Genomic DNA, 22,091 nt, shown 5'->3' with positions numbered 1-22,091 from the left:
CTATCGGCCAGCCGGTAAGCGCCAAGGCGACTAACATTAGAATCCCCGGTACCCGCAAGTCGCGCCAAGGCACATTGGGTCGGCGCCATGCCAGAAAGACAATCGCCATAAGAGCTAGGCACACTACAAGGGGCAGTGCAAAGGAGACGACAGGCAGGCCCGACCGACTGAGAAAAAAAACGGACAACAGTAATACAACAAGGCCCAATGAAGGACTAAGTAGGGTGCGCTGCAAACCAGCTCGGCCAAGACCCAGAGCACTTGAAACCGCAAAACCAAGCAGGCTCCAATACAGTAGAACTGCCAGCGTGAGAGAAAATGCAATCATTAAACAGTATCAAGCGAATTATTTGGGGGTTCCGCTCGAATGCCATTCGTTGACCTTGCCCATCAAGCTCCCCATCACAAAGGTGGCTTCACTCATTTTTTTGCCATTCTCGTACCAGTTAGTGCTGACACCGTTGAGAACGCCCGAGGTATAACTTGCCTCGGATTTTGGTTGGCCATTTTCAAAATAGGAAATACTTTTACCATCTAGCAACCCAGCCTTGTAAATTGCCTCGCCTTTTCTATTGCCATTTTGATAATTTTCTATGGATTGACCATCAAGTAAGCCGTCCTTGATCTTTGCTTCGCTGCGCAGTTGGCCCATCAGGTAATATGTGCGGACTGTTTCTGTAGTCTGCTCTCTCCCTTTGCAACCAAAAAGAATCAGTGCGGCCAAGCACAGGATGAGGGCGAGCTTTTTCATTGTTTTAATCCTAGTCGGTTTCTCAGTCGGTATAGTATATCGTGCAGGATGTGATGGAGCAAGAATCGAGCGAGCGCAGCTCGAATTTCGGTGTAACCTGGTGTTCGCCCGTGTAGACGATTTCTAATTCGAGTCATTTCCTTGAAGCCGAGATCATCGATGGAGGCAGAAGTCTTTTGCTCAGAGTGAACTCGGAAAGCGCCTAGAAAACGGGGCAGATGTGCGAACTTAGCTCCAACCTCTTGGAACCTAACTAGCAGGTCCCAGTCCATTGCGAATTGAAAAGATTCATCCACATTAGCACCTACCCGATCCCATAGTTCGCGCCGCCAAAAAAGAGTTTCCTGTGGAACGTAGTCCGCCCATTGTAGCGCTCGACCGTCGTGCCCAGGAAGAATCCAACGCCCTATTTCCTGACCATTTTCATCGATTAGCAAACGGTTACCGTAAACCACATCCACATCCGGATGGCGGGTAAAGTAATCACCGACATACGCCAGCGATCCAGGTAAGAGAAGATCATCTGAGTTAAGCCACCCCATAATCTCGCCATCGGCACGAGCAAATCCAAGATTGATTGCATGGGCCTGACCGCGGTCAGGAGCCGATATCCAACCCGCAAGCTTTTGTTCATACTTGCGGAGGATTTCCAAGGTGTTATCTGTCGAGCCACCATCTTGAACAAAGTAGCTTAACGCAGGATACCCTTGGTCTAGGACGCTACGCATCGTGAACTCAATGAACTGGCCCTGCTGGTAGCTGGGTGTTATCAAGAGTATACGGGGAGGAGATATCGGCCGAGAACTCTTAAAGTAATGAGGAGGCACCGACAGATCGCGAGGTTGGTATTGGCGCAGATTACCTAGTCGAGGTCGTAGGAGGTCTTTTGCTCTTTTACACCAAGCGACTCCAGTTCGCAAAGCGGGAAGTACCAAACTTAATGGATAGTATGCTTGCCGGTAGGCATCCAAAGCGCGCCCTTGCTCGAGGATAGTTCGTTCCTTATCAAAAAGCCCTGCTTCGAGAAGCTCAATTTCCCTCTGATGTGCAAGGCGTAGCCTATTCGACTCCTCCAAATGTGCCTGCTCCAAACGTGCAGTCTCTGACAGGATCCACTTACGTATATAGAAAGTGGGGCAATGTGAACTGCCGGCATAATCGAGCTCTTGCACCGGTAGGTTCTGGAAATCATCTCGAACATAGAAGCGATCGATCCCGTTCGAGTAGGTTAAGCGATACCCACTTGATAGTAACAAATACTCCCATCGTTCGTACCCATCAGTCGCCCATGGCCCTGGAGTGACCAGCTTAAGTGAGCGCATCGCATCGACGATCACTACTTTAGGCTTATAGAGCCTAAGATCCATGGACCGCAGTACTTCCTCTTCAAATCCATCGGCGTGAACCACCAGCAAATCAACGGGACCTGATGCCTTCGCAAGAACCTCATTTCCAGTAAGGATCTCGACTAAACGCTTTTCTATCGTTGCGTCGCTATCCTGTAGAACAGATTGACCACTTTCCAGAAACTCCGGCTTAGCGTGCATAGCTCCTACCGCACAATGTAGATTAGTATCTTCAGGTCGCGCCTCCAAGAAAAGCTGATATCTATCGTATCTAGGCTCAACGTTTATACCCCGCCAACCGGACAGGTATAAAGCATTAGTATGGGATAGGATGACTGGATGGGCGGCACCAATGTCGATATATTGACCTTGATGTGAGGGGCCCATTATCCTGCTCAGGATCGCATCCAACATAGAGCACTCACTCCCGCCCATTGCTCCATAATGCATACAATTTTTCCTCTTAAGAGCGGCCAACTAAGCCACAGTAGTCAACTCAATTTAAACTCAATGACCATCAAGTTTATTTTCCACTGATAAACGATGAATTTTAGACTCGCGAATTTTACTGGTCAAGTTCGTATTTTAAACGACCAAATTGTCCCCTCACTAGGATATTAAATGGGTCATAGCACTTTGAACTGACCCATAAAGGTTGGACAGTTTAATTAGGATAGCAGAAGGGATTGATTTCGGTAATTAACCCGACTCAATCCCTAGAGTATTAGATTATACGATGGCTAATTATCTTATAAGGCAAAGATGAGGAATTTTACCACCCACCACCAAGAGCTTTAACCAAGCCAACCGAACTAATTAATTGCGAGGCTTTAAGTTGTGTGGCGGCTCTGGCAATACTTAATTGGTTTTGTTCAGTTAAAAGAAGATTGTTAACATTGTCTAAGCCGGCTTGATAGCGGATTTGAGAAATTTTCAAGGCTCGATTTTGACTAGCTAGTGCCTCCTCTTGTAATGCTCTGGCTTTAGTTATTTGCTCAAGATTGCCAAGAGCATCCTGAGTTTCTTGAAAGGCGGACAGTATTGTCTGACGATAAGTAGCGACTGAAGTTCGGTAATTTGCTTTAGCTAAATTTACACCCCCCTCTAAACGACCGCCATCAAATAATGTTTGGGTAGCCTGAAGTCCAATGGACCAAATCATAGAAGGGATACTCAAAAGATCCTGAATAGCTGTGGCCTCATAGCCCAAATAAGTGGGCGCTAGTATTAAACTAGGATAATAGGCGGCTTTAGACACACCTATTTGGGCATTAGCGGATATCATCGCTCTCTCTGCAGAAGCAATATCTGGCCTTCTTTCAAGAAGAACACTTGGTAAAACAGCTGGTATGACTGGTACGACTGAAGGTAATTTTCCACTTGGAAGTTGGAAAGATGGTGCAGGGACACCAACCATGGTTGCAATGGCGTCTTCTTGAACTCTTCGCTGTCCATTAAGTAATTCAATCTGCGCCATGGTCACTTTAAGTGTACTATTTTGCAAATTAACCTCGGCTGAATTTGCTAGTCCTTCCTCATGACGTTTTTTAATGAAGTTTAAACTTTTTAATTGAATTTGCTGTATCTCATTAAGAACTTGTAACTCCTCATCCGATTGTCGAATAGCAAAATAGAGTTGGGCTAATTGAGCAGTCATTACAAGTTTGACATTTTCAAAGTCATATTGAGATTGTTCTGCGACTGCTTTAGCAGACTCAACATCGCGACGAATTTTTCCTAGCCAATCAAACTCATAGGAAACGGAAACGATTGGCTTTAAATCCCATTGGGTCGTTGTTTGATTTGGGGTTGCATAATTTGTCAATGGGCGATTGGCGGAGATTTTTCCATCCGACCCAACCACCCCAATTTGTACAACCGGTAATCTAGCAGCCGATCTTGTCTCTAGTCCTGCACTCGCCTGATCAATACGATTTAAAGCAATTGCGATGGTTTGATTACTAACAAGTGCTTGCTGTTCTAACTGATTTAATGTTGTGTCATTGTAAATTTCCCACCAAGAACTTTTTGCGACATTATCTTTCGGCTGCGCTAGCTGCCATGAAATGTCTTTTTTTTCACTAATCGTTTTCCAATTACTGGGTGGTACAAACTCAGGTCGAACATAATCAGGGCCGATTGTACAAGCACCCAACACAATTGATAATAAACTGACGCTAGTGAGACGTTTCATTTCACAGATTTATTTTCTGATGTATTTTGTACAACAACTTTTTGACCATCTAGTATGGAATCAGGTGGATTCATAATGATTTCATCCTCAGGGCTGATACCACTTTTAATCTCAACATTTTGTCCATAATCAATTCCTAATACAACTTTTTTTCGTTTTACAACACCATTATTCACTACAGCAACATTAATACCATTCACAGCAAATAATAATGTTTTTGTTGGTATAACGATGCGATGGTCGTTGCGAAGTTTAAAGTTCACCTCTACATAAAGTCCAGGAAGGAGAGATGTTTTTTCAGGCAATAATATTTCTACTTGCATCGTGCGCGTAGATGTATCAACTGCTGATGCAATTTTTGACACTATAGCTTTAATTTTTGCATCAGGATTTTCATTTAGTGAGACTTCAACCGGCGTACCAACGGTGACGAGGTCTGACATGTTCTGTGGAACATAGGCATACAGTTTTAATTGCTTATTTTGCGAAATGGAAAAAAGGGAAGATGCCACACCCGAATTTCCTGAATTTACTAAGTCACCAACATTGATATTTCGTTTTGTAATGATGCCATCAAAAGGGGCTCTGACCTCTCGGAATTCAAACTGCTTTTGAAGTCTTTTTAGAACCGCATCTGTTTGTCGAAAGGCATTTAGTTTTTCATCAAATTCTTGCTGTGAGACAGCGTCCTGTTCACGCAAATTTTTCCAACGTTCGTAGGCTTTTTTTGCTAATTCATAGTTCGTGCTAGCTTCCTCTACTTGTTTTTCTACCTCTGGAATATCAAGTTCGGCCAGTAAATCGCCTTTTTTCACGGTAGTACCAATATCTTTGAACCATTTTTTTACGTAACCATTGGCGCGTGCATAGATTTGTGCCTCATTAATACCTTGAACAGTACTAGGTAGAGTAATACCAAAATTATTTGCATCTTTATTGATTTTGGTTGTTTGTACATAAACGATTGAATTCGTTTCTGCACGTATAACCAGTTGTTTTTGGTGCTGAGCTTTTAAAAAGAAATGGATCATTAGTCCAGCTATAAGAAGAAGTATTACACCGAATAAGGTGACTTTTACTTTTCTAAAGGAGGATTTGTGATCTTGGGGATTGATCTCAAATTGATTTGGTTGCATATCGTTAATGTAAAGGTCTATTTAAGGTTGTTTCTTTAAAGCGAAACGGTTGTGGATAGCTCCAAATACAACAGGAACAAAAAATAAGGTGGATATGGTTGCGAATAATAATCCTCCAATGACAGCACGACCCAGTGGCGCATTCTGTTCGGAACCTTCTCCAAAGCCAATTGCCATCGGAATCATGCCTAGAATCATTGCAATTGCCGTCATAAGAACGGGTCTTAAGCGCGTTCTACCTGCCTCTAATGCAGCTTCTAATGGAGCGTATCCTTCATCTAATTTTTGTTTAGCGAAGGAGACTACTAGAATACTGTTAGCTGTAGCTACACCCATTGTCATAATGGCACCTGTCAGCGCAGGAACACTTAAGTTTGTTCCACTGAGAAGAAGCATCCAAGCAATCCCAGCCAATGCAGCAGGTAATGCACTAATAATAATTAACGGATCAATCCACGACTGAAAATTAACAACAATCAGTAGATAAACTAAAACCATCGCACCAATAATACCAACCATCAAACCAAGGTAGGATGTTTCCATTGTTTTAATTTGGCCACGAATAATAATTTTTGTACCTTTTGGCAATTGACCTGATTCTTCATCCACAATTTTTTGTACATCCCGTGCGACGGAACCTAAATCCCTTCCACGTGTGTTTACATATAAGTTTATGACCGGAAGAATATCGTAACGATCTACCACCATAAATTCTTGTTCTGGAATTGGTGTTACCAAATTACCCAATAATTGTGGAGAACCAATTGCTTTCTGAGTTACTGAGGCATTGGCAACATTTCCCACTGGTAATTGAAGTAAATCATCCATGGACTGAATTTTATGCTGAGGAGTTTGAAGTGATAAGACATAAGCAATTTGGTTGGCTGGGTTTAGCCAAAAAATAGGTGCGGTTGAGGTATTACCTGCAAGCGGTAACAGAATGCCTTGAGCAACATCAGTGGGGCTGATTCCAACATTTTGTAATCTGGTTCGATTCATAACCATTTTGATCGTTGGGGCATCCCCACGTTCTTGAATATGCACATCTGCTGCACCAGGTACCGCATTAATCTTACTTTGAAGACGGGCTGCAATGAGGGCATTTTCTCGTAAACTTTTACCTTTAATTTGTATATCGATCGCAGCAGGAATACCAAAGTTAAGAATTTGTGTCACGATGTCTGCGGATAAAATATAAAATTCATTGCCAGGAAATCGTTGGCGAAGCTCCGGTAACAACTTAACTACATACTCTTCAGTTGGGCGATGCCCATCTTTTAATGAAATTAAAATATCTGCATCAAGAGGTCCAATGGTGCCGGAGTTACTATAGGATAAATTAATGCCACTATATGGCAATCCTATGTTGTCAATGGTTACATCGAGGTCACTTGGTGGAATCACTTCTTTGATAACATCCCTGACCTCAGCCACAATCGCTGAAGTTTTTTCAATTCGCGTTCCGCTGGTTGCACGCATATGCAATTTAATTTGTCCGGAATCAATTTGAGGAAATAAGTCACGACCTAAAATAAAGAAAATTCCAAAAGATAAAACACAGAAACTTAAAAATGCCACGGCAAATTGAGTTCGATGAGCCAATACGGAACTCAAGACATTTGAGTATGCATTGCGGAAAATCTCAAATTGATCATTAAATTTGTGGTGCAATTTTGTAATGAATCTGCTGATAAGACCCTCATTCTCTGACTTGGCGAGCATCATAATCGCTAAAGTAGGTACTAATGTTCTTGATAAGAAATAAGAAGCCAACATCGCAAAGATGACAGCCTCTGCTAATGGAACAAATAAGAATTTTGCTACACCCTGTAAAAAAAACATAGGTACAAATACGATGCAAATACAAATGGTTGAAACAAAAGCCGGAATTGCAATTTCACCAGCTCCATCCAAAATTGCCTGGTAAAGTTCTTTGCCCATATGTAGATGACGTTCAATATTTTCGATGGTGACTGTTGCATCATCGACGAGAATACCTACCGCTAAAGCTAAACCACCCAAAGTCATAATATTGATGGTTTCACCAAGACTGTGAAGAATAATGATTGATGTGAAAATAGATAATGGAATCGAAATAGAAATGATAGCGGTAGTACGCCAATTTCCTAGGAAAAGCAACAACATCAAGGCTGTTAAACCTGCAGCAATCAAGGCTTCATGAATCACTCCATTAATAGCGGTATTCACAAAAATGGACTGGTCAAATAGATATTTCACATCAATATTAGGGGGGGCAAGATCCATTACTGAAGGTAAGAAGGCCTTAATACCACTTACTACTGAAAGTGTGGAAGCACCACCATTTTTTAAAATAGAAATAATGACCCCAGATTGCCCATCTTGATGAACAATATTCGTTTGTGGTGAATAACCATCTCGAACATGAGCTACTTCTTTTAAAAAGGTTGTGGAACCATTTAGTGTTTTTACTGGGATATCGTTTAATTCTTTTACAGTACTGGGAGAGGCATTCAATCCAATCGAAAATTCACTTTCACCAAATTTAACGGTACCTGAAGGAAGGGTTAAATTTTGAAGATTAACTGCATTAATAATATCGTTAGGGATTAAACCTTTTGCTGTAAGTGCTAATGGGTCAATATCCACCGAAACTAATCGAACTTTGCCGCCATAAGGATTTGGAATGGAAGTACCCGGAATAGTGACTAATTGAGGACGAATTACGTTAACTGCGGTATCGTAGAGTTTTTCATCTGGCAGGTCTTTACTAGATATGCCAATTTGTAATACAGGGATACTCGATGCCGTATATTTAATAATCAACGGAGATTGAACACCTGGAGGCATATTTTTGATGACCGATTGACTTACGGCTGTGATTTGAGAAATCGCCAAATCAATATTTACATTCGGTTGAAAATACACTTTAACAATCGACAAACCTGCCAAAGATTGCGATTCTATATGCTCTATATCATTAACGGTAGTGGTAATAGCTCGCTCATGCGTTTGAGCTATTCGATTCGCCATTAATTCTGCTGGTAAGCCGTTATAGGACCAAATAATACTGACTACAGGGATATTGATATCAGGCAAAACGTCAACGGCGGTTCGCATCACGGCTAGAGGGGTTGCTATTAGGATGAGAATAGACATCACAATAAATGTGTAACGTCTTTCAAGGGCTAATCTTACAATCCACATAGTTAATTTTCGCTAAATTTCTATCATCGCAAATTAAATTCTGACGTACTTAATACGTTTGTTGAATTTTCTCTGTATTTTAAGTATTCAATTACAACTTGCGACAGTTTACTCTTTTTAAACTGCTATTTATAAAATTAGCTTTTTTCTTAGGATTGGCAAGCCTTGAATCCACCCTGTTCAAACGACGTTGAATGATGAGTTATCCCACGAATCAGAATTAGTACGGCTCAATGAAAATTATCTTCTAATTGCAAGCGCAAGATTTGAGCACGGTGTTGATAGCTAACTGACCAAATTATTTGTTCAACGAAATTTGTACCTAGAACAACAAAACTTACTCAATCTTCAGCTTGCAAAAATCATCAATTTAATCAACTTGTATAAATCTCTTTGTGGCGACATTTACTTAGAAGAAACCACTAAAGAATAATTTTCATCACCGTATTATTACGATATACCCGGTTGGCACTGGCACTCTTTAAAAGATTAACTAAATGATCACCCATCAATATCAGCAACTGGATATTGTCGAACAACTTTGAAATTTGATTGTGATGGTGTAAAGCTTGTTGATTATCAAGATTATTACTAAATAAATAGAAATTTTGATGCCTAAAATGTATTCCCCCCTCTGACACGAATAGAAGATACTCTTCCAGTGTTAGCACTGACCGTTACAGAAGCCTCAGAACAAAGTCTAAAGTATATGCCCGGTACATTGTGTAATCAATGCACCGGGCCATACCATTTTTTATTGGTGGGCCGTCAGGGACTTGAACCCCGGACCAAAGGATTATGCTTACTACTACAGCTTTCACTGCCTGTTTCCAGTTTGTAGTCTGGACTGTCTCTTGTCTTTACGACCTACCCGTACAGTCTCTACACCTTCCTCTTATCGCTAAGAGGCTTGGCTCGGGATTACCACGCTTTACAGCACAGGCTTCCCCGAATTTGAGTAGTTCTACATGCCAGCAGAGCTAACTTGCTCACATGCAACCCATTCACTGTCGACCATGGCTTGTGCTTTAGGTCGACCGTACTTAAGTCCTCTGCTCTAACCAACTGAGCTAACGGCCCGAAACTTTTCGGGTAATACGCAATACTAAACTACTTTTTTACAACTAAAACCACACAAAAGCGCCATTTACTACACACCATGAAAAACCCTTCGGTGTGGAGTTGGTATGTAGTGATTTTTTATATTAATTTATTCTGTTTGTGCTACAATGTAGCTCAGATAGATAGTAATCAAAAGGATAAGCACATGACTGCAAACGCTGTTGTACGAGCCAGAATTAGCGAAGATATCAAAGAGGAAGCGACTGCTGTTTTAGCTGCCATGGGCCTTACTCCGTCTGATGCCTTTCGAATCATGATGACCAAAGTAGCTAAAGAAAAATCTTTACCTTTTGAGCCACTTATCCCAAATGAAGAAACTATTGAAGCCATGAAAGAAGCGAGAAAAGGAAAACTTAAATCCTTTACTTCTATTAATGACTTGATGGCTGACCTGAATGAGAAAGATTGAAAATACCGGGCAGTTTAAACGGGACTATAAAAGAGAAGCAAAAGGTAATCATAGAAAGACCTTAGCCAGCGACTTAGAAGCTGTTCTCAAATTATTAATTGCTGACGAGAAACTTCCTGCAAAATATTTTGATCACCCCCTGGTCGGTGATTGTAAAGATCACAGAGATTGCCATATCAAACCTGATCTCGTGCTTATCTATAGAATACCGGACGAAGACACATTACAACTAGTTCGCTTAGGATCTCATAGCGAACTAGGCATTTAAGAGTCGAGGGTTAATTTCGTGGTTTTGCATTTGGACTAACAGGTTAGTATTAATTTGTACTTAAATAAAATAAAACCCTCACCATTTCTAGTGACGGTTTATTTACTGGTGGGCCGTCAGGGAGTTGAACCTATCAATTCTTCTAGTTATATACTTTGACCTATAGGCATTTTTAATCCTTTTAGAGATAGACTATCAAAAATTTCTCTCTTTGAAAGGGATACTGAAAATTAGGTCAGCTCACTTTTTGCAAACAAGTTCAAAACTAACGTTTCAGCATAAACAACCTAAGTCACCCAATAAATTAGGGTGGCTAAATTCTTTATTCTGGCTTCATCGATGTGTCATTTACTAATTTTCCCCATTTAGCAATGTCACTGATCCAAAAATTATGGAAATCGAGGTTATGACGACTATCTGGAATTAATCCTAATTCTTCTAGCTTTTTACTTACATTTGGCATCTTAATAATATTAGATATTTCACTACCTAACTTTTGTGCGATTGCAGCATCTGTTCCAATGGGTGCAAAGATCGCATGCCAAGTTACCATTTCATAATCCTGTATCCCTAATTCTGAAATTGGCTTCACTCCTGGTAAGGCGTTCATTTCAGTTTTACTACTTACTCCTAGCGCTTTTAATCTTCCTGCTTGTATTATTTGCTGAGCAGGTGGAATGAGTTCAAATGCAAAATCTAATTGGCCACCAACTAAATCTGTTAATACAGGTGCCCCACCTTTATAGGAAATGTGTTGTGCTTTAGTTTTTGTGGTGTTTAACAAAATTTCAGCTGCGAGATGCCCAACACTCCCGGTTCCACTGCTCCCATAATTTAATAAGCCGGGTCTGGCTTTCAATTCTTTTACTATATCTAATACCGAGTTAAAACGACTATTCGAAGGCACCAAGAGAACAGTTGGGCCAATATCAATTAATGAAATTGCAACAAAGTCTTTCGTTGGGTTATACCCCATGTTTTTTGTTAAATATATATTGGTTGCATGTGTAGTCGTATTGCCTAAAAGCAGGGTATAGCCATCAGGCGGTGCTTTAGCAACGTATTGAGAGCCTATTGATCCTGATACTCCGGGTTTATTTTCAATAAAAACTTTCTGGCCTAAGCGCTCTGAAAGAATTGGGGCAATGATTCTTGCTACAGTATCTACACCACCCCCTGGGGGATAAGGAACTATGAGAGAAATAGGCCTACTTGGATAGGTATTCTGTGTATATGCACTAAAGGAAAATATTGAAAATAAAGTAGCAATCAATATTTTTAAGATTTTTCTCTTCATAGGATATTCCTCCTAGTCAATTGATCAATTACTTAGTCAGCCTTAATCGCCGAATCTCGAACAACTTTTAGCAAGCTAGATTGATTTTCTTTAAAAAAAGTAGTTAACTCTTCAGCGGAACTACCGATAGCAATTTGTCCATATTGGTCATAGGTGAATTTAGCTTGTTGGTTATTAACTGACTGAATAAAAGCATTTTGTAATTTATCAATGACTTGCTTTGGTGTATTAACTGGTGCAACAATCGCCACAAAAGTTTGCACATTAATTTGTGGATATCCTAGTTCCTCAAACGTTGGTACATTCGGAAGGCTTTCTAATCTTTTCTTACCCGTAATGGCTATCGCTTTAAGCTTGCCACTTTGTACCATGGGAATTAATGCTGATCCAGACATCATGGCACTGACTTCATTACTCAAAATCGCCGTAGTGCTCGGCACTGAACCTTTATAGGGGACATGCGTAATTTGCATACCTAATACTGTTCGCATTTGCTCAAATGCTATATGTCCTGCACTCGCCATACCAGGTGACCCATAATTGGCTTGATTAGGGTGCGTTTTAATGAACTGGATAAATTCTGGTAAATTTTTAACGGGTAAAGCGCTTGGTATAGCTAAAATCATTGGTGTAACGCTAATCAATGACACGGGTAAAAAATCCTTGAAAACATCGTAGTTTGATGATGGATTTAAAACTGGATTAACTAAAAAAGCCGGGTCAACCATTCCTAGGGTGTAACCATCTGGCTTTGCGTTGGCGGTGGCTTTCGTGGCAATCAGAGTGCCTCCCCCAGCTTGATTCTCAACTAATACTGACTGCCCTAGAATATCTGACATTCTTTTTTGTATTGCTCTTACAGCTAAATCAGCACCTCCGCCAGGTGGGTAGGGAACAATAATTTTAATAGAGCGGCTTGGAAATTCATCTGCAAAAGTTGATGTACCTATGAGCGATAAAAAACCGCTACAAAGAATTTTAATTAGGGAATAAGTAAAAGTTGTCTTCATAGGCTATTTCATTTTTATAGTCAATCAATCTCAATACAAGACAAGCATAATATCAACAATGCGTATTGGGAAAGTTTGTATTTAGTCTCATTTTATAAAGAATACTACTTGTTTTGAAGGAATTTCCAAACTATCATTAAATACTCTATTTATCTTATCATTACAATAAAAAATCAGTAGTTATACCGATGAGAAATAATGAAAGAGACAAGGCTGCACCATATGAATACATTTGACTATATTATTGTCGGCGGCGGAGCTTCTGGCTGTGTGCTCGCTAATCGACTCTCTGAACAATCTCGTCACAACATATTACTCATTGAAGCTGGTGATGATATTTATCCAGGTAAAGAACCAGCAGATATTTTGTCTATTTATCCAATGTCGTACTTCAATCCCAACTATAAATGGCAAAACATAAGGGGGTACTGGAAAACTCCATCTACATCACAGCCATCTTTTATTGAACAAGGTAAAGTTTTAGGGGGAAGCTCATCCATCATGGGGATGGTCGCACTCCGAGGTGTACCAGATGATTTTAATGAATGGAAAAAATATGGCTTAAAGAACTGGGGCTGGGATGACGTTCTCCCTTATTTTAATAAATCTGAAAATGATCTCGATTTTAAAAATGAATTCCACGGTAATCATGGTCCCACCAATATCTTTAGAAATGAAATGGATGACTGGCCACCACTTGCGAAAGCAGGTCTTCATTTTGCTAATGCAAATGGAATCCCTTATATAGCTGATGCAAATGGTGATTTTCGAGATGGTTATTGCTCCGTTCCCATTGCTGCTAGTCACAACCAGAGATCTTCCACTGCTATATGTTATCTCAATTCAAGTGTTAGAAAAAGAAATAATCTAACCGTTCTTTGTAACACAAGCGTTCTGGAATTGGTTTTTGAGGGTAAAAAAGTAAAGGGGGTTAAAGCCCTCAAAGACAAAAATACGCTCGAGTTTTTTGCTCATGAAACGATTCTTACTTTGGGTGCGCTCCAAAGTCCAACACTCTTATTAAAATCAGGAATTGGCCCTTCCGCAGTTGTAGAAGCAGCAGGTATAGAAGTCCGCCATCATCTTCCAGGTGTTGGACAAAATCTTCAAAACCATCCTGCAGTATATATTTGCGGACTTTTACTTCCTAACTCTCGCCAAAAAATTAAAGGGCAAAGTCACAACAACACGGCGTTTCGATTTTCTTCAAATTATGAGGATTGTGATCAATCAGACATGTATATTACTATCCAGAGTAAATCTGCCTGGCACTCTTTAGGTCAACAAGTAGCGAATTTCTCAACAGCACTTCATAAGCCGAAATCTAGGGGCACGATAGAGTTATCCAAGGATGGAAATAGGAATCCAATCATTAGCTTTAACTTCTTAAATGACCCTAGGGATCTTCAAAGAATGTCATTTGGCCTACAAAAATGTTTAAGCATTATTTTCTCGAAAGATATTTTTCCTCATTTACGCCATGTTTTTCCAGTCAATAGAAATGCATTCATTCGTCAATTAAATCAAAAAAATACCAAGAATTACTGGATAACTTCTTTATTCGCAAACCTCCTTGATATTGCTCCTTTTGCGACAAAAATAATCTGCAGTCAACTTTCAGCGGATAAGGTAGATTTTCAAGAGTTAATGAGAAATAGTTCCCTTTTAAAAGAGTTTGCTCTTAAAAATGTTGGTGGGTTAGCGCACAATGTTGGCACCTGTAGGATGGGCGTTCAGAATGATCAAAATGCTGTAGTCGATGAAGCTGGAAAAGTTTTCGGTATCCAAGGGTTAAGAATTGCGGATGCTTCTATTATGCCCACAGTTCCATCAGGTAATACTTTTTTATCCACCATCATGCTTGCTGAAAAAATTGCTGATGGAATAAAATCGAATAATTAGGATGTAATACCCCCAATTAAGTAGACAATCCTCGATGAGAAAATTCTGCTTGTTGTCGATATTGTATAGGTGACAACTTCCCTAGTGCTGCATGAGGACGATCCTCGTTATAAATCTTGATCCATTGCTCAGTGATGTCCTTGACTTGGTTAAGATTTTCAAACAAGTGGGCACTGAGTACTTCATGACGATAGGTGCGGTTAAATCGTTCTATAAATGCATTTTGCTGTGGCTTTCCTGGTTGGATAAATTTCAGTTCAATCCCTTTCGATTCGCACCAACCCATAAAGACGGCAGATCTTAATTCACTTCCGTTATCTAAACGAATGGCTTTGGGGAGTCCATAAATCTCTTCTAATTGTTCAAGAGTTCGGACAACGCGAGCTGCCGGTAAACTCAAATCAATCTCGATTGCTAATACTTCTCGGTTAGATTCATCAATAACATTCAAGGTTCTAAAGGCCCTGCCGTAATACAAGGTGTCATACATAAAATCTAGCGCCCAAATGGTGTTAGCCTCAGTCGGCGCAACAAGAGGTTCCTTGATGATCTTAGGAAGCCTCTTCTTTGTTCTTCTGGGTAAGTTCAAGCCCATCTCCTTGTAAACACGCCATACACGTTTATGATTCCAGGTAACACCTTGATTACGAAGATAGGCAAAACATAGCCCAAAACCCCAACGGCCATTTTTACCAACTACTTGATTTAAGCAGTCGATGATCGGCTGATCCTTCTCGTGGCTCGTTTGAGGTCGTTTATAAAACGTAGCCCGCGACAGACCAACGGCCGAGCATGCCACACGAACCGGTAAACCTTCTTCGCCAACTAAGTAATCTGCAGCTTCTCTTTTACCCGTTGGCGTTAGAGCTTTTTTTCAATAAGATTCTTGAGTGCTCGGTTATCTCTAGAAAGCTCAGCAACCATCGTTTTATATTCAGATAACTGCTGCTCTAAATCTTTCATCCGCTTCAACTCAGACGCCTCTAGGCCACTGTATTTTGAGCGCCACTTATAAAAGGTGCCTTGACTGATCCCATGTGTTCTTAAAATATCTGCAATCGGAATGCCGCCTTCAGACTCTTTCAAGATACTTACTATTTGGCTTTCGCTAAACCTTGATTTCTTCATACAACCTCCTGTTATTAATATGCCATAAATAACAGAAAATTCAACTTCTAAATGGTTTACTTTTTAGGGGGTACTACAGGTCAGCCTATGAGATATCATCAAATTTAATCCCAAGCATGTCACCCCCTTATATTTCAATAATAATTTATCAACCACTTCTTTAGATTATCAGTAAAACCAAAACCCCCACTATTTCTAGTGAGGGTTTGTATGACCTGAGACATACTTTACACTTTATACCGGACACATACTTTACAGTTTTAGGCATAAGGAGGGCCAACTTATGCCATGGAATGAAAGTACGAAGATGGATGAAAAGCTTAAATTTGTGTCTCGTTTTTTAGATGGGGAGAAGATTTCTCGACTGTGTGAAGAGTTTGGTATTTCTCGAGTGACCGGTCATAAAATAATTGATCGTTATAAAGAGTCAGGGTTAGATGGGTTTAATGACCGCAGTCGAAAACCTTCTCGACAAGCAAATCGACTGCCATTTCAAGTCGAACAATTGATAGTTAATCTCAAAAAAGAGTTTCCAAACTGGGGTGCCCCAAAGATTAGAGAACGAATCCACACCCATTACTCAGAGATAACTTTACCCGCAAAAAGTACCGTCCATGCAGTACTTGACCGACATGGATTAGTAAGGAAGAAGCGTCAAAGGCGCCATCCTAAGTTAGAAGGAACAGCCCTGTTTGATGCTCAGCTACCCAATGCTTTGTGGTGTACCGATTACAAAGGTGAGTTCATGATGGGTAATAAGAAGTACTGCTACCCTCTGACCGTCACGGATTATTCCACCAGGTTCTTGATCTGCTGCGAGGGGTTAGAGAGTACTCAACAAGATCAAGCTTTTACCGTGTTTGAACGATTATTTATAGAATATGGCTTACCAAATAGTATTCGCTCCGATAATGGCGTGCCGTTTGCTAGCGCAAACGCACTCTATGGTCTGAGCAGTTTGTCGGTATGGTGGTTGCGTTTAGGAATTGGTATTGAACGCATTAAGCCTGGTAATCCCCAGCAAAATGGGCGACATGAGCGGATGCATCTGACGCTGAAACAAGCTACCACCAAACCACCTGGGATGAACCTTCTCCAACAACAAGATAAATTCGAAGACTTCATCCAAGAGTACAACTATGAACGCCCCCATCATGCCCTAGGGATGAAGAGACCGGCTGATTTATATCAGCCATCCACTAGAAAATATGAAGGACTGCCAGATGTTGCCTATCCCTTCCATGACAAGACCGTTACGGTAACAACGTGTGGTCGAATCTGTTTAGATAACAAGAAGATCCATCTCAGTACCGTCTTTGCCGGACATGATGTAGGACTTCGACAGGTGGAAGAAGAAGTATGGTTGGTGAGTTTTATGGATTACGATATAGGTTACTTTGATATGGAATCTCGAAAAGTGAGTGCTATTGAGAATCCTTTTGGTCCCAAAGTAATCGGGATGTGATCGGAAAAAGTGTAAAGTATGTGCCCGGTACATTGTGTAAACAATGTGACCGGGTCATACCGTTTTTTATTGGTGGGCCGTCAGGGACTTGAACCCCGGACCAAAGGATTATGCTTACTACTACAGTTTTCACTGCCTGTTTCCAGTTTGTAGTCTGGACTGTCTCTTGTCTTTACGACCTACCCGTACAGTCTCTACACCTTCCTCTTATCGCTAAGAGGCTTGGCTCGGGATTACCACGCTTTACAGCACAGGCTTCCCCGAATTTGAGTAGTTCTACATGCCAGCAGAGCTAACTTGCTCACATGCAACCCATTCACTGTCGACCATGGCTTGTGCTTTAGGTCGACCGTACTTAAGTCCTCTGCTCTAACCAACTGAGCTAACGGCCCGAAACTTTTCGGGTAATACGCAATTCTCAACTTCTTTTTTACTTCAAAACCACACAAAACCGCTATTTACTACACACCATGAAAAACCTTACGGTGTGTAGTTGGTGTGTAGTGTTTTTTCAGCACCTCTACCACCACTAAACTATTGAAATCATTAAGATTTCTACTTCAAGACCCCATGGTTAAGTCCATTATGAGAGCAGAAGTCCTAAATAGAACTCCATAGTATGGAGCGCTATAAGCGGTCATTACTGGTGTGTAAGTAAATGTGCAAGCAAAGTCTATATCCACTTAAAAAGTAGGTTTGCATTAGTAATTATTGTTGTTACAATAATTGCTATGTTCAGCAATCGGTTTAACCGCGCCATCGTTATTACAAAACACGCCCAACTGAGAATGGTCGAACGTGGAATTTCAGATGCTGATCTATTTGACATTGTTGAGACTGGCTCGACAAAATTCAGAGATGAAAATCATCTGTGGGTGTACAAGCTCATGGCTAATAGATATGATAACTTAATTTGTGCAGTACTTGTACTTGAACATTCTGTCATTATTAAAACCGTAATGCATCACTTTACCGTAGAGGAATAAATCATGAAGGCTACTTATTTTGATGATGATGACACGTTAGTAATTCATTTATCAGAAAAACCCATAACTAGGGAAGTTTCCCAGGACTGGAATACACATATTAGTTATGCTGCAGATGGAACTACTGTTGAAATAGTAATTTTGGAAGCGAAAGCACATGGTATGCTTCCCGCAGAAATGATTCGTGCAGCTTAAAATTGTATGGAACTTAAAAACAAAAGGCGAGTTGGCAGACCTGCATTGGAGTCTACTAAAATTTCTACCACCATTCGTCTTTCTCCCGAAGTTATAGAAAACTTTAAGGCTGCAGGTGATGGATGGCAAACACGGATTGATTTAGCCCTCAAGGATTGGATTAAAAATAATAATCCGAATTAAATACTTTTATTTAAAAAAATACCAACCCGAAGGTTGGTATTTTTCATTTCTGGTGGGCCGTCAGGGACTTGAACCCCGGACCAAAGGATTCCGATTGGTGTGAGTTTCCCCACTCTCTGGACTATGCCTTCACCATATGCCAACTACTCGCACTTAGGCGGGCGCCGTCTAGTCTCTACACCTTCAACTGATAAACATCATCAGAAGCTTGGCTCGGCATTGCCTTATGTAACTATCGAAATAATCACACTTAGGTTTCACCGAATTTGACGCCATTCACACAGCGACTTTCGTCATCTGGTGCATAGCACAGGTTAACTAAACACCGGCAATGAAATAATTACCGCCGATCTATAGTTAGGATTTATTGAATAAAAACCACTATGAAACGTCAAGCGAACAATCATTTAAAAATAAAATTGTTCGCCATCCAACTTGATTTAAATATAAATCATCTTATTCAATATATTGAGGAAATCTTGGCATCGTGGCGGTTTGATCAGCATCATGATTAATCCACAATTCAGCATGATATTTATTCATTAAGTTTGCAATCTTATCCATGGATTCAATCGTTTGCTCTTTACTGAAATTTTGAACTGGCGAACGACGATTTATAAAATTATCTTTAAAATGGGCCGCATCTCCTATGATGAGGATAGCACCCCTTTTACGAAATTCCACAAGTAATGATTGATGCCCCTGCGTATGCCCCGGTGTACTAAATAAAATAAGGGAACCATCGCCAAAAATATCGTAATCGCCAACTATTTTAGTAACTTGATTCTTTACTAAATTTTGATAGTTTGCTGGAGCTGGCCATTTTTTTGCAAACGGCCCTACGGCATACTCATATTCACTTTGTTGAATGAGTAAGTTAGCCGTTGGAAATAAATTAGCATTACCAATGTGATCAGGGTGTCCATGAGAAAAAGCTATATATTTAATATCTTTTGGAGCTACTCCAATTTGCGCAAGTTGTTCAGTCAACGTTAGGGGGTAATTCCACTGCCACACAATTGGACCAGCATCCAAGCCTTTAGGCATCATTTTGCTAAGATCTTCTCCGAAACCTGTTTCCCATAATACCCAACCTTTAGCATGTTGAATTAGGTAGCAACTATTAGTCAAAGTCATTGGTTTGCCCACATTAACGCCCGGCGACCATCTAGACTGGTCCATAGAGTGGCCTTCACCACAATATAAAACATACATCTTAACAACTGTATTAGGCTGTTGAGATGGAGGTATATTTGAGCAACTCACAACACTCACTGCAACAGTTATCAAAAAAATCAGCTTGGCTAAGGAAAAACGATTCATGGTTTTTACTCTCTAAAAAGGTTATTGCGGAGTGATAGTAGCAACCATCAGAACTGCTGGTTCTTGGAAACTATTTTCCATCCAATGCTTAGTATCTTTATTGGCAATAAACGACTCCCCAGGGCCATAGACTCTAGCCACGTCGCCTTGATGTTCTATGACTTTCCCAGAAACCATGTATACCACTTCTGGTTTATCTTTATGACTATGAATCTGACTGGCAGATCCTGGAGCGTATGTGGTGAATTGTAATTTAAGAATACGTCCCTCAGTTGCTGCAAACTCGGGGCCTAAATTAAGTGCAGCTAGTACACGGGCAGTGGCGCCCTTCGCATCTTTTGGAGGTGTGGCTGATTGCGCCATAATTCCCATGGAAAAAAAGATCAAAATACCAGCAAGATAATTCTTTGAAATCTTCATGGTTGTCTCCTTGTAGATAGGATTTAATATACTACAAATACTTACTTCTAAGTTTAGGGCTTACCCTTAAATTGAATCGTTAAATACATTATCACCCGATAAATATTGATCAAACTTCAAGTACATCATTGCTTAAGCAATTGGTGGATTCCTCATCTGTGAAATCATCTCTGATAGAATCAATCCATAAATAAAAATTATTATCACGCCTAATTAAGGGGCTAGTTATGCGTATCAAATTTGTCTTGGGTGTTTTAATAACTCTTACGGTTTTTTTGGTGCAAGCCCAAAATAATCCACTCAATGAAATAGCTAACGCTATGGGATCTCAATACATAAATTCAATTGAGTTTTCTGGAAATGGCAATGTCTTTAGTTTTGGTCAGTCCTTTGAACCAGACGAACGCTGGCCTCGATTTATTCAACGTGAATATACAGCAATAATTAATTACCAAACCCCAAGCATGAGGCTAACTCAAATTCGATCTCAGGGAGAACATCCTCCTCGCGGTGGAGGCGCACAAGCCGTGGCTGCAGACCAAAAAACTGTTCAACTGGTCAATGAAAACTACGCTTGGCAAGAGGTCGATGGTCAAATTATTCCAAATAATGGTGCTGTTAAAGATAGGAAACTTCAATTATGGTTGTCGCCACAAGGTGTGATTAAAGCTGCAATCGATAATTCCGGCAAGATGAGTGGAAATATTTTAATATTTAAAGTGAATAGTACTGAAATTAAAGCCACTATTAACTCTAAAAATATCGTAGAAAAAGTCGAGTATCTAACTAGTAATGAAGTCATTGGAGACTACCTTGTAGAGGTTTTCTACAAGGATTATCAAAACTTCTCTGGTGTAGTATTCCCAAAACATATAGAACAAAAAGAGGATGGATTTCCAACCTTATCAATTGAAATTCAATCCGTTAAAGCTAATCCTCAAACTTCCAATCTGATTCCTGAAATCGTCAAAAACTCTGTAGTTCAACCCATTAAAATTGCTACTGAAAAAATAAGCGATGGAATTTGGTATCTCACAACTCCTAATGCAAGAAATTGGGTAGTCGATTTAGGTAATGAAGTGGCAGTAGTCGAAGGATTTACCAGTGAAGCTCGGTCTCTACTTGTTTTAGAAGAGATAAAAAAACTTTTCCCTACCAAGCCATTACGCTACGTTATTAATACCCACCACCACTACGATCATTCTGGTGGATTACGCACCTTTGTTGCTAATGGAACTACCATCGTTACCCAAGAAATGAATAAGCCGTTCTTTGAAAAAGCCTGGGCGAGGCCTAGAACCATTGCCCCAGATTTATTATCAAAACACCCTCAAGAAATTCATTTTGATACTGTTTCTGATAAAAAAGTTATTTCTGGTTCTGAAAGAAGTATAGAGCTTTACTATATGAAGGATACTAGTCATGCAAAATATAATTTGTTAGTTTTCATACCCAAAGAGGGGCTTATATATTGGGGTGATGGTTACAATCCTCCTGGAAATAGTCCTTTAGATATTGCTCGAACACCTGAACAAGGAATTGATATTTATCGTGTTATTAAGGCAAATAAACTCGATGTTAAAACTATTGCTCCCGCTCATGGTTCAGGTCCAAAGCCTTACAACTACTTTTTACAGGGGATGGGATTACCTTTAGAAAATTAACTTTTTTCAGATTCCTACAAGGGGTTTAGCGTTCTTAGTAGCTTTTCAAATAAAAGCTTTACTTTATTAAGGAGGCATTAGCCATATGACTAATACCTCCTAAGAT

18 protein-coding genes are annotated in these 22,091 nt (G+C 40.2%); 8 read left to right on the top strand and 10 right to left on the bottom strand.

Annotation, left to right across the window (positions count from 1 at the left end; all coding sequences use genetic code 11):
- Positions 1-346: 346 nt before the first annotated feature.
- The 5 genes from AOC35_RS00180 to AOC35_RS00160 form a co-directional block, all read right to left on the bottom strand.
- Positions 347-751, bottom strand: coding sequence for a toxin-antitoxin system YwqK family antitoxin (locus tag AOC35_RS00180; RefSeq protein ID WP_108645206.1), 405 nt, complete (start codon positions 749-751; stop codon positions 347-349).
- Positions 748-2,484: a glycosyltransferase gene (locus tag AOC35_RS15885; RefSeq protein ID WP_425440635.1), complete on the bottom strand. Its 1,737-nt coding sequence runs from the start codon at positions 2,482-2,484 to the stop codon at positions 748-750. Before AOC35_RS15885 ends, AOC35_RS00180 begins: the two co-directional genes overlap by 4 nt.
- A gap of 385 nt (positions 2,485-2,869) precedes the next feature.
- Entirely contained in the window at positions 2,870-4,291 is a 1,422-nt protein-coding gene (locus tag AOC35_RS00170) for an efflux transporter outer membrane subunit (RefSeq protein WP_108645205.1), read from the bottom strand.
- On the bottom strand, positions 4,288-5,427 hold the full coding sequence (locus AOC35_RS00165; RefSeq protein ID WP_108645204.1) for an efflux RND transporter periplasmic adaptor subunit: 1,140 nt from the start codon (positions 5,425-5,427) through the stop codon (positions 4,288-4,290). The genes AOC35_RS00170 and AOC35_RS00165 overlap by 4 nt, the downstream gene beginning before the upstream one ends.
- Positions 5,428-5,448: 21 nt before the next feature.
- Positions 5,449-8,613: an efflux RND transporter permease subunit gene (locus tag AOC35_RS00160; protein WP_108645203.1), complete on the bottom strand. Its 3,165-nt coding sequence runs from the start codon at positions 8,611-8,613 to the stop codon at positions 5,449-5,451.
- A gap of 1,159 nt (positions 8,614-9,772) precedes the next feature.
- Between AOC35_RS00160 and AOC35_RS00155 the strand changes: the two genes are divergently transcribed.
- Positions 9,773-10,144: a type II toxin-antitoxin system RelB/DinJ family antitoxin gene (locus AOC35_RS00155; RefSeq protein WP_245898376.1), complete on the top strand. Its 372-nt coding sequence runs from the start codon at positions 9,773-9,775 to the stop codon at positions 10,142-10,144.
- Entirely contained in the window at positions 10,131-10,412 is a 282-nt protein-coding gene (locus AOC35_RS00150; RefSeq protein ID WP_108645201.1) for a type II toxin-antitoxin system YafQ family toxin, read from the top strand. The genes AOC35_RS00155 and AOC35_RS00150 overlap by 14 nt, the downstream gene beginning before the upstream one ends.
- Before the next feature lie 322 nt (positions 10,413-10,734).
- Here AOC35_RS00150 and AOC35_RS00145 read toward each other — a convergent pair whose 3' ends face one another.
- Both AOC35_RS00145 and AOC35_RS00140 read right to left on the bottom strand, forming a co-directional pair.
- Positions 10,735-11,709, bottom strand: coding sequence for a Bug family tripartite tricarboxylate transporter substrate binding protein (locus tag AOC35_RS00145; RefSeq protein WP_108645200.1), 975 nt, complete (start codon positions 11,707-11,709; stop codon positions 10,735-10,737).
- A 32-nt stretch (positions 11,710-11,741) separates the two neighbouring features.
- Positions 11,742-12,719, bottom strand: a complete 978-nt coding sequence (locus AOC35_RS00140) for a Bug family tripartite tricarboxylate transporter substrate binding protein (protein ID WP_108645199.1) — start codon at positions 12,717-12,719, stop codon at positions 11,742-11,744.
- Positions 12,720-12,941: 222 nt separating this feature from the next.
- Between AOC35_RS00140 and AOC35_RS00135 the strand changes: the two genes are divergently transcribed.
- A complete protein-coding gene (locus AOC35_RS00135; RefSeq protein WP_159077390.1) occupies positions 12,942-14,621 on the top strand; it encodes a GMC family oxidoreductase in 1,680 nt (559 codons plus the stop codon).
- 16 nt (positions 14,622-14,637) lie between these two features.
- Here AOC35_RS00135 and AOC35_RS00130 read toward each other — a convergent pair.
- Positions 14,638-15,749 (bottom strand): IS3 family transposase gene (locus tag AOC35_RS00130; RefSeq protein ID WP_108645197.1). Its coding sequence is split into 2 segments (ribosomal slippage): positions 14,638-15,488 and positions 15,488-15,749, totalling 1,113 coding nucleotides; the frame shifts between segments, so codons are not numbered across the junction.
- A 283-nt stretch (positions 15,750-16,032) separates the two neighbouring features.
- Between AOC35_RS00130 and AOC35_RS00125 the strand changes: the two genes are divergently transcribed.
- The 4 genes from AOC35_RS00125 (at position 16,033) to AOC35_RS00110 (ending at position 18,578) form a co-directional block, all read left to right on the top strand.
- Positions 16,033-17,214, top strand: a complete 1,182-nt coding sequence (locus AOC35_RS00125; protein ID WP_108645196.1) for an IS481 family transposase — start codon at positions 16,033-16,035, stop codon at positions 17,212-17,214.
- 731 nt (positions 17,215-17,945) lie between these two features.
- On the top strand, positions 17,946-18,200 hold the full coding sequence (locus AOC35_RS00120) for a DUF4258 domain-containing protein (RefSeq protein WP_108645195.1): 255 nt from the start codon (positions 17,946-17,948) through the stop codon (positions 18,198-18,200).
- A 3-nt stretch (positions 18,201-18,203) separates the two neighbouring features.
- Positions 18,204-18,395 carry a DUF2283 domain-containing protein gene (locus tag AOC35_RS00115; RefSeq protein ID WP_108645194.1) on the top strand — a complete coding sequence of 64 codons (192 nt, stop codon included), beginning with the start codon at positions 18,204-18,206 and terminating at the stop codon, positions 18,393-18,395.
- 6 nt (positions 18,396-18,401) lie between these two features.
- The gene (locus AOC35_RS00110) at positions 18,402-18,578 is read left to right on the top strand and encodes a BrnA antitoxin family protein (protein ID WP_108645193.1); all 177 of its coding nucleotides are present in this window, start codon (positions 18,402-18,404) and stop codon (positions 18,576-18,578) included.
- 456 nt (positions 18,579-19,034) lie between these two features.
- On the opposite strand, the gene AOC35_RS00105 is transcribed toward AOC35_RS00110, so the two are convergent.
- Both AOC35_RS00105 and AOC35_RS00100 read right to left on the bottom strand, forming a co-directional pair.
- Complete coding sequence (locus AOC35_RS00105; RefSeq protein ID WP_108645192.1) at positions 19,035-19,901, bottom strand: N-acyl homoserine lactonase family protein; 867 nt, start codon at positions 19,899-19,901, stop codon at positions 19,035-19,037.
- 21 nt (positions 19,902-19,922) lie between these two features.
- On the bottom strand, positions 19,923-20,321 hold the full coding sequence (locus AOC35_RS00100; RefSeq protein ID WP_108645191.1) for a cupin domain-containing protein: 399 nt from the start codon (positions 20,319-20,321) through the stop codon (positions 19,923-19,925).
- A 227-nt stretch (positions 20,322-20,548) separates the two neighbouring features.
- Between AOC35_RS00100 and AOC35_RS00095 the strand changes: the two genes are divergently transcribed.
- Positions 20,549-21,985 (top strand): MBL fold metallo-hydrolase, encoded by a 1,437-nt coding sequence (locus AOC35_RS00095; RefSeq protein WP_108645190.1) that lies wholly within the window; start codon positions 20,549-20,551, stop codon positions 21,983-21,985.
- Positions 21,986-22,091 lie beyond the last annotated feature (106 nt).

The sequence above is a fragment of the Polynucleobacter rarus genome, assembly GCF_003072505.1.
Taxonomy (GTDB): domain Bacteria; phylum Pseudomonadota; class Gammaproteobacteria; order Burkholderiales; family Burkholderiaceae; genus Polynucleobacter; species Polynucleobacter rarus.
This window is presented reverse-complemented; position numbering and strand designations above follow the sequence as displayed.

Excerpts from the sequence above, each read along its gene's own strand:
- AOC35_RS00180 (WP_108645206.1), bottom strand. The coding sequence starts at position 751 with ATGAAAAAGCTCGCCCTCATCCTGTGCTTGGCCGCACTGATTCTTTTT.
- AOC35_RS15885 (WP_425440635.1), bottom strand. The coding sequence starts at position 2,484 with ATGGGCCCCTCACATCAAGGTCAATATATCGACATTGGTGCCGCCCAT.
- AOC35_RS00170 (WP_108645205.1), bottom strand. The coding sequence starts at position 4,291 with ATGAAACGTCTCACTAGCGTCAGTTTATTATCAATTGTGTTGGGTGCT.
- AOC35_RS00165 (WP_108645204.1), bottom strand. The coding sequence starts at position 5,427 with ATGCAACCAAATCAATTTGAGATCAATCCCCAAGATCACAAATCCTCC.
- AOC35_RS00160 (WP_108645203.1), bottom strand. The coding sequence starts at position 8,613 with ATGTGGATTGTAAGATTAGCCCTTGAAAGACGTTACACATTTATTGTG.
- AOC35_RS00155 (WP_245898376.1), top strand. The coding sequence starts at position 9,773 with ATGAAAAACCCTTCGGTGTGGAGTTGGTATGTAGTGATTTTTTATATT.
- AOC35_RS00150 (WP_108645201.1), top strand. The coding sequence starts at position 10,131 with ATGAGAAAGATTGAAAATACCGGGCAGTTTAAACGGGACTATAAAAGA.
- AOC35_RS00145 (WP_108645200.1), bottom strand. The coding sequence starts at position 11,709 with ATGAAGAGAAAAATCTTAAAAATATTGATTGCTACTTTATTTTCAATA.
- AOC35_RS00140 (WP_108645199.1), bottom strand. The coding sequence starts at position 12,719 with ATGAAGACAACTTTTACTTATTCCCTAATTAAAATTCTTTGTAGCGGT.
- AOC35_RS00135 (WP_159077390.1), top strand. The coding sequence starts at position 12,942 with ATGAATACATTTGACTATATTATTGTCGGCGGCGGAGCTTCTGGCTGT.
- AOC35_RS00125 (WP_108645196.1), top strand. The coding sequence starts at position 16,033 with ATGCCATGGAATGAAAGTACGAAGATGGATGAAAAGCTTAAATTTGTG.
- AOC35_RS00120 (WP_108645195.1), top strand. The coding sequence starts at position 17,946 with ATGTTCAGCAATCGGTTTAACCGCGCCATCGTTATTACAAAACACGCC.
- AOC35_RS00115 (WP_108645194.1), top strand. The coding sequence starts at position 18,204 with ATGAAGGCTACTTATTTTGATGATGATGACACGTTAGTAATTCATTTA.
- AOC35_RS00110 (WP_108645193.1), top strand. The coding sequence starts at position 18,402 with ATGGAACTTAAAAACAAAAGGCGAGTTGGCAGACCTGCATTGGAGTCT.
- AOC35_RS00105 (WP_108645192.1), bottom strand. The coding sequence starts at position 19,901 with ATGAATCGTTTTTCCTTAGCCAAGCTGATTTTTTTGATAACTGTTGCA.
- AOC35_RS00100 (WP_108645191.1), bottom strand. The coding sequence starts at position 20,321 with ATGAAGATTTCAAAGAATTATCTTGCTGGTATTTTGATCTTTTTTTCC.
- AOC35_RS00095 (WP_108645190.1), top strand. The coding sequence starts at position 20,549 with ATGCGTATCAAATTTGTCTTGGGTGTTTTAATAACTCTTACGGTTTTT.